Annotated in this window: 11 protein-coding genes and 1 pseudogene; 5 read left to right on the top strand and 7 right to left on the bottom strand. The window is 63.8% G+C overall.

Translation table 11 applies throughout. The features are described 5' to 3' along the window. Nucleotides 1-44 precede the first annotated feature (44 nt). On the bottom strand, nt 45-488 hold the full coding sequence (locus AArcCO_RS08780) for a universal stress protein (RefSeq protein WP_259533047.1): 444 nt from the start codon (nt 486-488) through the stop codon (nt 45-47). 197 nt (nt 489-685) lie between these two features. Here AArcCO_RS08780 and gatE point away from each other — a divergent pair, with 197 nt between their 5' ends. Both gatE and AArcCO_RS08790 read left to right on the top strand, forming a co-directional pair. Continuing rightward, on the top strand, nt 686-2,566 hold the full coding sequence (gene gatE / locus AArcCO_RS08785) for a Glu-tRNA(Gln) amidotransferase subunit GatE (protein ID WP_259533048.1): 1,881 nt from the start codon (nt 686-688) through the stop codon (nt 2,564-2,566). 90 nt (nt 2,567-2,656) lie between these two features. Further along, nucleotides 2,657-4,984, top strand: a complete 2,328-nt coding sequence (locus tag AArcCO_RS08790; protein WP_259533049.1) for an ATP-binding protein — start codon at nt 2,657-2,659, stop codon at nt 4,982-4,984. Between the two features lie 16 nt (nt 4,985-5,000). On the opposite strand, the gene AArcCO_RS08795 is transcribed toward AArcCO_RS08790, so the two are convergent. Beyond that, nucleotides 5,001-5,402, bottom strand: a complete 402-nt coding sequence (locus AArcCO_RS08795; RefSeq protein ID WP_259533050.1) for an OB-fold domain-containing protein — start codon at nt 5,400-5,402, stop codon at nt 5,001-5,003. Next, complete coding sequence (locus tag AArcCO_RS08800; protein WP_259533051.1) at nt 5,395-6,552, bottom strand: thiolase family protein; 1,158 nt, start codon at nt 6,550-6,552, stop codon at nt 5,395-5,397. Before AArcCO_RS08800 ends, AArcCO_RS08795 begins: the two co-directional genes overlap by 8 nt. 97 nt (nt 6,553-6,649) lie before the next feature. Here AArcCO_RS08800 and AArcCO_RS08805 point away from each other — a divergent pair, with 97 nt between their 5' ends. Then, nucleotides 6,650-7,600, top strand: coding sequence for an NAD-dependent epimerase/dehydratase family protein (locus AArcCO_RS08805; protein WP_259533052.1), 951 nt, complete (start codon nt 6,650-6,652; stop codon nt 7,598-7,600). 43 nt (nt 7,601-7,643) lie between these two features. Here the strand turns inward: AArcCO_RS08805 and AArcCO_RS08810 are convergent, their stop codons facing one another. Next, nucleotides 7,644-8,117 carry a GNAT family N-acetyltransferase gene (locus AArcCO_RS08810; protein ID WP_259533053.1) on the bottom strand — a complete coding sequence of 158 codons (474 nt, stop codon included), beginning with the start codon at nt 8,115-8,117 and terminating at the stop codon, nt 7,644-7,646. Nucleotides 8,118-8,195: 78 nt separating this feature from the next. On the opposite strand from AArcCO_RS08810, the gene AArcCO_RS08815 reads away from it, so the two are divergent. Together AArcCO_RS08815 and AArcCO_RS08820 are read left to right on the top strand one after the other, a co-directional pair. After that, complete coding sequence (locus AArcCO_RS08815; protein WP_259533054.1) at nt 8,196-8,627, top strand: archease; 432 nt, start codon at nt 8,196-8,198, stop codon at nt 8,625-8,627. Nucleotides 8,628-8,690: 63 nt separating this feature from the next. Next, a complete protein-coding gene (locus tag AArcCO_RS08820) occupies nt 8,691-9,611 on the top strand; it encodes a glycosyltransferase family 2 protein (protein WP_259533055.1) in 921 nt (306 codons plus the stop codon). 104 nt (nt 9,612-9,715) lie between these two features. On the opposite strand, the gene AArcCO_RS08825 is transcribed toward AArcCO_RS08820, so the two are convergent. From AArcCO_RS08825 to AArcCO_RS08835, 3 genes and pseudogenes are all read right to left on the bottom strand, one after another. Further along, nucleotides 9,716-11,005: a uroporphyrinogen decarboxylase family protein gene (locus tag AArcCO_RS08825; protein ID WP_259533056.1), complete on the bottom strand. Its 1,290-nt coding sequence runs from the start codon at nt 11,003-11,005 to the stop codon at nt 9,716-9,718. Continuing rightward, nucleotides 11,005-11,673 carry a cobalamin B12-binding domain-containing protein gene (locus tag AArcCO_RS08830; protein WP_259533057.1) on the bottom strand — a complete coding sequence of 223 codons (669 nt, stop codon included), beginning with the start codon at nt 11,671-11,673 and terminating at the stop codon, nt 11,005-11,007. Before AArcCO_RS08830 ends, AArcCO_RS08825 begins: the two co-directional genes overlap by 1 nt. Nucleotides 11,674-11,901: 228 nt before the next feature. Further along, nucleotides 11,902-12,051: pseudogene (locus tag AArcCO_RS08835) on the bottom strand (VOC family protein); the annotation flags it as partial. Between the last annotated feature and the right edge of the window lie 66 nt (nt 12,052-12,117).

Here is a 12,117-nt window from a genome sequence, read left to right on the forward strand (position 1 = left end):
TTCGGCGCTTTCCTACATAAGTCGACGGGGGCGGTTTCCCGCCCTCACACCGGCCTCGTGGATTTACGAACTGTCATCACCGGAACGTCCGCGGTCCGGACGACTTTCTCCGTGACGTTGCCGACGAGGAAGCTCTCGATGTTGCCGCGTCCCCGCGTCCCCATGACGATCGCGTCGAGTCCGTTCTCCTCGGCGTAGTCGACGATCGCCTCGTAGGGCTTGCCCTGTTCGACCGCCTGTTCGCAGTCGACGCCTGCCTCTTCGGCCAGTTCGGCGATCCGGCCCGTCATCTCGAGGCCGTGTTCGCGGAGCTCTTCTATCCCCTCTTTTTTGCGTTGCAACTTGAACGGCTGCCCACCCACCTCTGGATCGATCACGTGCAGGGCGTGGACTTGTGCGCCGAGCTCGGCGGCGAGCTCGACACCTTTTTTGCCAGCAGCTTCGGCCTCGTCGCTTCCGTCCGTCGGGATGAGAATTGTTCGGTACATGAGGTTGTCACACGTACAAGTGAAACAACTGACACCGCTTATAAAATACTTTATGTGGGGTATACACTGCTTTATCGGCGACTGTAGGTAGTGGACATCGGGAGACGGCCACCGAAACGGAAAGACAGCCACCGACGGGGAGCGGTCGGGGAGCGTAACGAGCCACCTTTTTACTGTCCGACCGCACACGTCCGATAATGACCGACAGCGACTCCGCGTACGACTACGGGGATCTCGGGCTCGTCGCCGGCCTGGAGATCCACCAGCAGCTGGACACCGAGACCAAGCTCTTCTGTGATTCGCCGACGGCGTTGCGGGAACCCGAGCAGGCCGAGCGGACGATCACCCGGTATCTCCACCCGACGAAAAGCGAACTCGGAGAACTCGACGAGGCGGCACTGGAGGAGAGCCGCGTCGACAGGGAGTTCGAGTACCTCGCGTACGACACCACCTGTCTCGTCGAGGAGGACGACGAGCCACCCCGTCGGGTCGACGAGGAGGCGCTCGAGGTCGCGCTACAGATCGCCAGCCTGCTGGACGTCGACGTCGTCGACCAGGCGCACGTGATGCGAAAGCTCGTCATCGACGGCTCCAACACCTCCGGCTTCCAGCGGTCGATGCTGCTCGGACAGGACGGCGAGATCCAGACGAGCGAGGGCGCGATCTCCATCGTCGATCTCCTGCTCGAAGAGGAGTCGGCACAGCGCGTCGAAGAGCGGGACCACGGTGTCGTCTACAGCCTCGACAGGCTCGGGATCCCGCTCGTCGAGATCGGAACCGGGCCCGACATTCGCTCCCCCGAACAGGCCCAGGAGGCCGCAGAGCGGATCGGAATGCTGCTCCGGTCGACCGGCCGCGTAAAGCGCGGTCTGGGAACCATTCGACAGGACGTCAACGTCTCGATCGCGGAGGGGGCCCGCGTGGAGATCAAGGGCGTCCAGGAGCTCGGCGGGATCGCCGACATCGTGGAGCTCGAGGTGCGGCGTCAAGTGGAGCTGCTGGAGATCGCCGACGAACTTGCCGATCGGGGCGCAAGCGTCGCCGATCCCGTCGACGTGACCGACGTGTTCGACGACACCGACTCGGGAGTCGTCCGGGGTGCCGTCGATGACGGCGGGAGCGTGTACGCGGTCCGTCTGGAAGGGTTCGACGGGCTCGTCGGCAGAGAGATCCAGCCCGATCGCCGTCTCGGAACCGAGTTTTCCGATCACGCGAAACGCCACGGCGCAGGCGGGATCTTCCACACCGACGAACTCCCGGCCTACGGGGTGACCGAAGCCGAAGTCGAGGCGCTTCGGGAGGCAGTCGACGCCGGGGCGGAAGATGCGGTCGCGATCGTGGCCGACGGCACAGAGACCGCGGAATTGGCGATCGACGCCGTCGCCGAACGGGCGGAAACAGCGCTCGAGGGCGTGCCCGAGGAAACCCGGGGTGCAAACGACGACGGGACGACACGATACCTCCGACCCCTCCCCGGTGCGGCTCGGATGTACCCCGAGACCGACGTACCGCCGGTCGAGCCGGATCCGTCCGACGTCGAGACCCCGGAACTGCTCACCGAGAAAGTCGAGCGCTACCGCGACGAGCTGGGCCTCGACGAGGGACTGGCCCGACAGGTTGCATACGGCCGGCGAATGCCGCTGTTCGAGTCCGCCGTCGAGGCGGGCGTCGATGCGACGTTCGCGGCCTCGGTTCTGGAGAGCACTACGACCGAGCTCCGTCGCGATGAGGTGGCCGTCGAGAACCTCGAGGACGACCACTACCTCGGGGTGCTGCAACTCGTCGAGGACGGCGACCTCGCGAAGGAGGGTGTCGAAGACGTGCTCCGGACGCTCGCGGACGATCCGGTGTTGTCACTCGAGGATGCGATCGACGAGGCGGGCGTCGCAGGGGTCGACGAAAGCGAGGTTCGAGAAGCGGTCGTCGCGGTGGTCGAACGCAACGCCGACCAGATCGAATCGGAGGGAATGGGTGCCTTCTCCGGGTTGATGGGCGAGTGTATGGGTGCGCTCCGCGGAAAGGCCGACGGCGAACTCGTAAGCGACGTGTTGCGCGAGGAGATCCAGCGCCGGAGCTAACTGCCTTTCAGTATCTTTACGTTCCGTCGCCGTAACCGCCAGACGACAACTGTAACGATCGACTCATGAAACGAGCGTGGGAGATGACAGATGCGTCCAGTTGCTGAGCCGATCCAGGTGCTGTACGTCGACGGTGATCGGGAGCGGTCCGAGCGAATCCGGACAGCCATCGAAGGAGTGGACCGGGAGATAACCGTGCTGACCGCCAGCAGCGCCGCGGACGGCCTGGCGGTACTGTCCGATCGGGACGTCGACTGTGTCGTCGCCGTCTACGAGCTGCCGGAGACGAACGGAATCGAGCTCCTGAACGCTGTTCGGGAGCGGGAGCCGACCTGTCCGTTCGTCCTTCGTCCGGACAATGGATCCGAAGAGATCGCGAGCGAGGCGATCTCCGCCGGTGTGACCGACTACCTTCAGACGGGCGCCGGGAACGACCCCCACGAACTGCTTGCAAGCCGAATCCGGAACGCGGTCGAGGACACTCGGACCGGCGAGCAGACGGCAGTGGAACACCGGATCAACGTCGTGGTCAGGCGCATCAACGGGGCGCTGGTTCGTGCCTCGACGCGGGATGAGGTCGACGAACGCGTCTGTGAGATCATCAGCGACTCCGAGCCGTACCGGTTCGCCTGGATCGGCGAGTACGACGAGAACACCGACACCGTCGAACCTCGAACGTCCGCCGGGACCGGAGACGGATATCTCGAGGGGCTCGAGATCACTGCAGACGACAGTCCGACGGGACAGGGACCGACCGGGAGAGCAATCAGAAACAGGGAGTTGACCGTGCTCCAGAACATCCCGGAGACCCCGGAGTACGAACCGTGGCGCGACCGGGCGCTCGAATACGGCTACGGATCCAGCGCGGCAGTCCCCCTTATTTATAACGACACCCTGTACGGCGTGTTGAACGTCTACGCCGACACGAAGTACGCGTTCGACGAACACGAACGGGAGCTTTTGTCGAACCTCGGCGAGACCATCGCTCATGCGCACAGACGCATCGAACTCCAACAGCAGTACACCGACCAGTACCGCACCCTGTTCCAAGACGCTCCCGTGATGCTCGTGTCCACTCGGGCCACCGGCGACGGGCCGGTCATCGAGGACTGCAACCGGACGTTCGCCGATCGGCTCGGATACACTCGCGAGGAACTGTCCGACACCCGGCTTGCCGACTACTACACCACGGAGTCGGCGGAACAACTCCTCTCGGAGGACGGGTATCGACGCGCACTCGACGGCGATTTCGTCCGGGAACAGCGGACCCTCGTGACACGCGATGGCGAGGAACTGCTCACCGTCATGCGCGCGTCACCCCGCCAGAATACCGACGGTGAGATCGTCGGAACCCACGGACTGTTCGTGGACATTACGGACGAACAGCAAGTTCGAGAGCTCGAACGCACGAACGCGGTGCTGTCGACGCTGTTCGACGCGTTACCGCAGGGCATCCTCGTCGAAGACGAGTCGCGTCGCGTCCTGATCGCCAACGAGCGGCTGTTCGAGCTGTTCGAGTTCCCGGCCAGTCCCGAGGAACTCGTCGGCGAGGACTGTGATCGGATTGCCCGCGACGTCAGCCAGAAATTCGAACGACCCACGGAATTCGTCGAGCGCATCGACGACCTGATCGCCGACCGTGATCCCGTCGACAACGAGCGACTGACACTGGCGGACGGACGAACGTTCGAGCGGAGCTACCGTCCGATCGAACTCTCGGAAAGCGAGGGCCACCTGTGGGTGTACCGGGACGTCACCGATCGCACCGAGCGCGAGCGGGAACTGGAACGACAAAACGAGCGACTCGAGGAGTTTACCTCCGTGGTCTCTCACGACCTGCGCAACCCGTTGAGCGTCGCCCGAGGACGGCTCGAACTCGCTCGCGAGGAGTGTGACAGCGACCATCTGGACCACGTCGAGCGGATGCACGGTCGGATAGAAACGCTGATCGAGAACCTCCTCACGCTGGCCCGGGAAGGAACGTCAGTGAGTACCGGCGAGCGGGTCGAGCTCCCAGCTCTCATCGACGGCTGTGCCGGGAACGTCGAAATCGACAACTCGGCAGTCGTCGTCGACCTCGAGCGAACCGTGCTGGCCGACCGGAACCGCCTCAAACAGGTGTTCGAAAACCTCCTTCGAAACGCAGCCGAACACGGTGGGGCAGATGTTTCGGTGCGGATCGGCGAACTCGACGACGAGGACGGGTTCTACGTGGAGGACGACGGTCCCGGAATCCCGGAGAGCGATCGCGACGAGGTGTTCGAAGCGGGCTACTCGTCGTCCCCCGAAGGCACCGGATTCGGACTGAGCATCGTCAAAGAGATCGTCGAAGCACACGGATGGGAGATCCGCGTCACCGAAGGCACGAACGGGGGTGCGCGCTTCGAAATCACCGGCGTGGAGTTCGAGGGCGGGTAGCCATCCACGGCGGGATTCATCCGTCGGCTACTGGTTCGAACATGAATCCGTCCCACTCCTGGCTGTCGGCTTCCCGGATCCCGGCCTCGGGGTCGCGAAGCTGGGTGCAGTAGACCGGCTCGACCCGGTCGCCGATTTCGACGTCGCCAGTCGTGAGCTGGCCGATCGCCCGAACTGACTCGCCCTCGAGGTCGAACTCGACGATCGCGAGATGGTTCGGCTCGCGGACGCCCGGCGGCGTCGCCGTCGAGGTCGTCCAGGTCACGACCGTCGCAGTGCGATCGCCGAGGTCGATTTCCTCGACGGGTTCGCCGCCGTTGCGACCGACAGGATGTCCAGGATACGTGATCGTGCCGTCGTCGTATCTGACCGCACTCAGTTCCGGCCGAACTTCGGACTCTGTGTCGCGCTCAGACATCGCCGGCCTCCATGATCGTCGTGGTCACGCAGTTTCCGAACCCGCCGACGTTGCATGCGAGTCCGACCTCGGCGTCGACCTGTCTGGGGCCGGCCTCGCCGAGCAGTTGCTGGTAGATCTCGTACACCTGGGCGACGCCGGACGCCCCGAGAGGGTGACCCTTGGACTTGAGGCCGCCGGAGGTGTTGATCGGCAACTCCCCGTCCCGGTCGGTGACGCCTTCCTCGACGGCCTTCCAGCCGGCCCCCTTCTCGAAGAACCCGAGATCCTCGCTTTGCAGGAACTCGAGGATCGTGAACATGTCGTGGAGTTCGGCCACGTCGATGTCCTCGGGACCCCGGTCCGCCATCCGGTAGGCGATCTCCGAGGACTCCACGACACCCCGCATCGTCGTCGGATCGTCCCGCTCGTGAACGACGTGGGTGTCGGTCGCGCCGCCGATTCCAGAGACAACGACGTGATCGAATCCACGCTCCCGCGCGAGGGACTCGGGACAAAACAGGAGTGCAGCGGAGCCATCAGTGATCGGACAGAAGTCGTACAGCCGGAGGGGGTCGGCGACGATCGGTGATTCAAGCACCGTCTCGAGGTCGACCTCCTTGCGGAACTGAGCGTGGGGATTGTCGATCCCGTTGCGGTGGTTCTTGACCGCCACCTTCCCGAGGCTCTCCCGCGGAGCGTCGTACTCGTGGAGGTACAGCCGGGCGGTAAGGCCCGCAAACGACGGGAGCGTGACGCCGTGTTTGTACTCGACCGGGTGGGTAAGCGACGCGATCACGTCGGTCGCCTCCGCGGTCGACCGGTGGGTCATCTTCTCCCCGCCCACGAGAAGCGTCATCTCGGAGGCGCCAGACGCCACCGACTGCCAGGCCGCGTACACGCCGGCACCGCCCGAGGAGGAGGTCTGGTCGATCCGCTGGGTGTACGCCGGCAGCGCAGAGAGGTCGTGTGCGAGCGCGTTCACTACGCCGGTCTGTCCCTCGAACTCGCCGCTTGCCATGTTCGAGACGTACAGGTGCGCTATCTCGTCGGGGGTGACGCCGGCGTTCTCGAGACACGCTGCGCCCGCCTCCGCGAGTAGTTCCCTGATCCACGCCTCGCGGTCGCCGAACCGCGTCATCGACGCGCCGATTATCGCTACGCGATCCATACGCGGAGGCCGTGGGGAACCCCGGTATAGCTTTCGGCACGGGCCGACCGGATCGTCGACCGGAACGCACTTGTCCCCCGCCACGGATCGCCCGGACATGGATCTCACCGACGCCCGCGTGCTGGTGACCGGCGGCGCGGGACTGGTTGGATCGCACCTCGCGGCGGCGCTTCTGGAGGACGCCGATCACGTCCGCGTCGCAGACGACTGCTCGAAGGGCGATCCCGACCGGCTCCCCGACGGGGTCGAGTTCGTCGAAGCCGACATGTGCGACAGTGGCGACGTCGCCGACGTCGTGACGCCGGATCTCGACGTCGTCTTCCACCTGGCGGCGTACACGGACACGAACTTCACGGACGGTCGACTGCTGTTCGAGGAGAACACCCAGATGACGTACAACGTGCTCGAACGGATGGACGAGGTCGGCGTCGACGCCTTCGCATTCACCTCCTCCTCGACGGTGTACGGGGAGGCACCCCGTCCGACGCCCGAAGATCACGCTCCCCTCGAGCCGATCAGCGTCTACGGCTCCGCCAAACTCGCCGACGAGGCGCTTACCTCGACGTACGCTCACACCTACGGGATCCAGTCGTGGGTGTTCCGGTTCGCGAACATCGTCGGTCCCCACCAGCGGGGAACCGTGGTGCCGGACTTCATCGAAAAACTGCTTGCTGATCCAGACACGCTCGAGATTCTGGGCGACGGCCGTCAGGAGAAGTCGTACATGCACGTCACCGACTGCGTGGACGCGATCCGCCACGTCGTCGAACACGCCGACGACCAGTACAACGTGTACAATCTCGGGACGGAAACGACCACCTCTGTCACCCGAATCGCCGACGTCGTCTGTGCCGTGATGGGCGTCGATCCCGGCTACGAGTACACCGGCGGCGACCGCGGCTGGGAGGGTGACGTCCCGCGGATGCGCCTGGACGTCGAACGGCTCTCGTCGCTGGGGTACGAACCGGAACTGTCGAGCGACGAAGCGGTCCGCCGGGCAGCAGAACAACTGTACGCGGAGCTCCGGGAAGAGAACACCGCAGGCTGATTGTGGCTGCTGACAGCTATTCCGGGATCGGCCGCCACCGGCGTCACCGCCGGATGAGGTTCGACAGCTTCTCCGTGAGCCCGCCGTCCCCGAGCTTGAGGTAGTAGGCGTCGCCGCCGTCCTCGTAGTAGTTGCGGATGTGTCGGTCGACGTCGAAACCGAGATGACGGTAGAATTCGAGGGCGTTCTCGTTCGTGGTTCGGGCGTGGCAAGTCACTGTCCGGTGGTTCGCGGCGACGTCCGCGACGAGACGTTCGCCGTATCCTTGTCCACGGAATTCGGGGGTGACCGCGAGAAACAGGATGTAGCCGTCACGTCGGACGGAGGCGAACCCCGCAAGTTCGTCGTCCTCGAAGTAGAGGTGAGAGGTTGCCCGGCGGTAGGCGTTCCTGAAAAATCCCTTCCGCTGTTTCAGGACGTTCTCCTCCCGGCGGATCCGCTCTTTGAGCTCCCAGGCGAGCTCGAGGTGTTCGCTGTCCCCGGGTTCGTCGATCCGTTTCTCCACCCTGACGCTCACTACTCGCTGTTACTGTGCGATAGCAGTTAACTCCACTGGGCCGAAGCGAATACTACCTCCCCCAGCAAAATACCCCGTATGGAGTACACGCTGCGGGACCACACGGCCGACGTCGCCGTCGAGGCGACCGGCGCCACGCTGGGGGAGGCGTTTGCAGCCGTTGCGGAGGGACTCACTGAGGCGATGTGTGAAACGTATCCCTCCGGCGGCGAACGGTTCTCCGTCGAAGAGCGCGCCGAGAGTCGGGAAGCGCTGCTGTTCGACTATCTGGATCGACTCATCTACGAACGGGACGTTCGGGGCGTGCTCCCCGTCGACCACGACTGTGCCGTCTCCGTCGACGAATCGACAGCGAACGGGGAGGACGACGAGTGGGTTGCCGTCGCGAGCGCCCGCGGCGTGCCCCTCTCGGAGGTGACCGCACGCGACGTCAAGGCAGTCACGTACTCCGAGATGACTCTCGAGGAACGTGACGGCGAGTGGTACGCGTACGTCGTGTTCGACGTCTGATCCCCCGATCCCGACGAACACCCGACGGATTGATTTATAAGTCTGGTTTCCCGAAACGTTCCCATGTCCCGAGACCCTCCAGCGAGCGTTCTCCTCCCGACGACTGTCTGGACGTCCGCGATCGAGGAAGTCGCCGACCAGCTCGGCCCGTCGGACGAGCTCCTCGTGATCTGCGATACGGCGTCGGATCCGGTCGACAGAGACGTCTCGGAGGACACGGGCGCGGTCCGGCTCGTGATCGCCGGTGAGCCGGTGGGTTGTTCCGGGAAGGCGAACGCCATCGCCGCCGGGATGGAGGCCGCCGAACACGACCGGATTGTCTGGACCGACGACGACTTCCACCACCCGGACGACTGGCTCGAGAGGCTGCTGTCGGCGTACGACCGACAGGGGCCGACCACCGAGGTGCCGTCGTTCGTCGGTCGGGATCCGCTGTCGACGCTTTTCGAACCACAGTACGCTCTTGGCGGTACGGCCGGCGTCTACTTCGGCGACGTCGCGTGGGCCGGCGCCGTCGTCTTCGAGCGCAATGATCTCCCGGACGAAGGGATGTTCGTACGCGACCTCAGGAGTACGGTGAGCGACGACGGCCTGTTGACCGACCGCCTGGACATCACGCCGGTAAAGCGTGTGCGACGCGTCGAGGTGGGCGGTACGGTTCGGGAAACGCTCGAACGACACGTTCGGTTCGTCCAGATCGTCCGTCGACACGCGCCTGCCGGATTCGCGATCAACGGCGTCCTGGCGCTGGGGACAACGGTCGCAGGGGTACTGTTTCCCCTGCCGACGTTGGCCCTGTTGACCGGACTGTTTGCAGTCCTGTACGCCGCGTTCGGTGTTCGACGCTGGACGTTCCTTTTGGCGTATCCGTCGGTGATGGTGTCGGTACCGTTTCTGGCGTACGGCCTGCTGCGCCGCACGTTCGTCTGGGGAGGTCGGCGCTACCGGTGGCGGAGTCTGTTCGACGTCGAGGTAGTTGAGTAAACAGTTCCAGCTCGGCCGGCACGGTGGAGGGAGAATCGGTACGGTGGGGGCAGAATCGGTACGGTGGGGGCAGAATCGGTACGGTGGAGAGAGGAGACGTCGTCCTACCGGACGGAATTTACCATCGCCCGGACGTTCTCCGGTTTGGCTTCGTCGAGTCCGACTCCCGGCGCCAGAACGAAGCCGTTCTCCCCGACGGTCTCCACGAGCTCTTTCGAGTAGTCGCGGACCTTCTCCGGTTCCGCAGTGTAAAGTAGCGACGTTGGAACGTTTCCGGCGATACACGTTCTGTCCCCCAGCACCTCCGCCGCCCGGCCCATGTCCGTGTTCTGGAAGTGCCAGACCATCGGCCCGTCGGAATACTCGGCAATGATTTCGAGTCTGCTCTCGTAGCTCCCCTCCGCGAACAGCCAGGGAATCAGACCCTCTTCGTGGAGGGCTTCGATCACTGTCCGGAGCTGCGGCCAGTAGAACTCCTCGAACTCCGCAGGGGACATGAAGCTGTCCGCCCCTTTGTGCAATGGAATGAACACGTGTGGGTTGTTGTTCACCCGTGCGGTCGTGATCCCGAGTTCGATCGCCCACGGGGTAATCCGCTCGATCGCTTCGAGGAGAGTGTCGGGGCGGCGCTTCAGATCCATCATCACCCCTCTGGTGCCCCTGATGGTGTCCCCGAGCATATCATACGGTGCGAGAGTGATCCCGCCAACGTTTTGAGGGTGACCGGACGCGACGATCTCCTCGACGGTCGCTCCGACGACGCCTTGCCACTCGAGGGCCGCCTCTCCCGCCTGCTCGAGCGCATCGAACGCCTCCTGCACCTCCGGGAGGCCGAACGGGAGAACGAACGGGTGGACGCTTGCGATCCCGACGCTGAGCGAGATCAACTGGGGTAACTGCGCTAGCCCACCCAGCTCCCCGAACGCTGCCGGTACGTAGTGCCGAAGGAGGAAGTCCGTCGGATCCCGGATGAACGCGTCGTAATCCTCCGCACTCATGTAGTCGGGCTCCTTGGCCTGATAGACGGTGTCCGGCGAGGAGCCGTCTCCCGGCCAGTCGAACACCCGGTAGTCGACTGCCTCGAGGGACTCCGCCGACGGAATGAGGGTCGTCGACCACGGGAAGACGTCGAGATCGAGATCCTCCGCGAAATGAAGGAGCGCCGCACTGAGCTGTTCCCCGTCGTTCATCGCCGTTTCCGGCGTGATCCCGTGATGAAACGCCGGGTAAAACGTGCTCAACACGGAGACTGGAACCCGATCCGGACCGTCCATCCGGACCGCGTCGGCGTATCGTTGCGCCCGTTTGCGGTACTGTTCTCTGGCGTCTTCGTCCGTGAATTCGACTCCTTCCCCGGCGATCCACGAGTCGAGAGTCGGCTGGGGCAGCGACATCACGCCACCTCCGCCCCTTCCAGCCACTGTTTCGCCAACTTGACTCCGCCGGGTGCGTCGGTTTCGTAACCGTCAGCCCGAACGTACATGCGGACGTCCTCGGTGATCTGCCCGCCGCCGATCATCACTTTCGTCCCCTTGCGTAGCCCCTCGTCGTCGAACTCCTCGATGAGTCCAGCCTCCTCGAGCGCGTCGACGGTCTCCTGCATCGAGTCGAACGCCGCGGTCAAAAAGCCGCTCAGCGCCACAATGTCGGGGTCGTGCTCCTCGACGGCATCGACGAAGTCCTGCACGGGGACGTCGATTCCCAGGTCGTGTACTTTGAACCCGTTCAGATCGAACATGAAGTACACGAGGTCCTTTCCGATGTCGTGGATGTCGTCCTTGACAGTTCCGAGAACGACGGTTCCGAGCGTGTCCTCCTCCTGTTCGGGGAGCTCCTCTTGGATGAGCTGTGAGATCTGTTCGATGATGTCGCCCGCGTACATGAGGTCGGGTATGAAGTAGTCTTCCGCCTCGTACCGGTCGCCGACGATTGCCATTCCCGCCTTCAGATCGTCGAGAACAGCCATCGGATCCTCGCCGGAGTCGAGACGCTCCTCGGCGATCTGTATTGCCCGTTCCTCCTCGAGATCTGCTAACGCGTGTATCAGCTCGTCTGAAGTCATAATACACCAATATGTCGGTCCGCACATCACTTAAAGCAGGGCTGCTATTCCCATCGAACGGCAGGTAGAACGTTTGAAATTGGACTTTTACAAGTTCAGTATGAACTACAATATACAAACAGACAGTAATAGATAGCTGTCACATATTCGGAAAGCCACCCCGTCGTCGTTCCACAGAACTGTAACTGGAAGACTGCAGTTTTCGAGTAGTAACCGAGATTGTTCGCATCAGAGCGGTTCGATCAGTTCGACGACGTGGCCGTCGGGATCCTCGAGGAACGCGGTGCGGGCGCCTGCGGCGGGCTGGTCCCCCGGCTCTTTTATTGCGTCGTGGTGATCGATCCGCTCGAAGGCGGCGTCGACGTCGTCGACCTTCACCCAATTCAAGGCGGAGGCCCCATCCTCAACGAGCGCAGGGATTCCGACTGGTCGGAAGCACAAGCG

Origin of the sequence: Halalkaliarchaeum sp. AArc-CO, from assembly GCF_024972735.1 — an archaeon.
Classification (GTDB): domain Archaea; phylum Halobacteriota; class Halobacteria; order Halobacteriales; family Haloferacaceae; genus Halalkaliarchaeum.

Bases quoted from the DNA above. Each gene is read 5' to 3' on its own strand.
- AArcCO_RS08830 (WP_259533057.1), bottom strand. From the start codon at position 11,673: ATGACTTCAGACGAGCTGATACACGCGTTAGCAGATCTCGAGGAGGAA.
- AArcCO_RS08795 (WP_259533050.1), bottom strand. From the start codon at position 5,402: ATGTCTGAGCGCGACACAGAGTCCGAAGTTCGGCCGGAACTGAGTGCG.
- AArcCO_RS08805 (WP_259533052.1), top strand. From the start codon at position 6,650: ATGGATCTCACCGACGCCCGCGTGCTGGTGACCGGCGGCGCGGGACTG.
- AArcCO_RS08815 (WP_259533054.1), top strand. From the start codon at position 8,196: ATGGAGTACACGCTGCGGGACCACACGGCCGACGTCGCCGTCGAGGCG.
- gatE (WP_259533048.1), top strand. From the start codon at position 686: ATGACCGACAGCGACTCCGCGTACGACTACGGGGATCTCGGGCTCGTC.
- AArcCO_RS08790 (WP_259533049.1), top strand. From the start codon at position 2,657: ATGCGTCCAGTTGCTGAGCCGATCCAGGTGCTGTACGTCGACGGTGAT.
- AArcCO_RS08820 (WP_259533055.1), top strand. From the start codon at position 8,691: ATGTCCCGAGACCCTCCAGCGAGCGTTCTCCTCCCGACGACTGTCTGG.
- AArcCO_RS08780 (WP_259533047.1), bottom strand. From the start codon at position 488: ATGTACCGAACAATTCTCATCCCGACGGACGGAAGCGACGAGGCCGAA.
- AArcCO_RS08825 (WP_259533056.1), bottom strand. From the start codon at position 11,005: ATGTCGCTGCCCCAGCCGACTCTCGACTCGTGGATCGCCGGGGAAGGA.
- AArcCO_RS08800 (WP_259533051.1), bottom strand. From the start codon at position 6,552: ATGGATCGCGTAGCGATAATCGGCGCGTCGATGACGCGGTTCGGCGAC.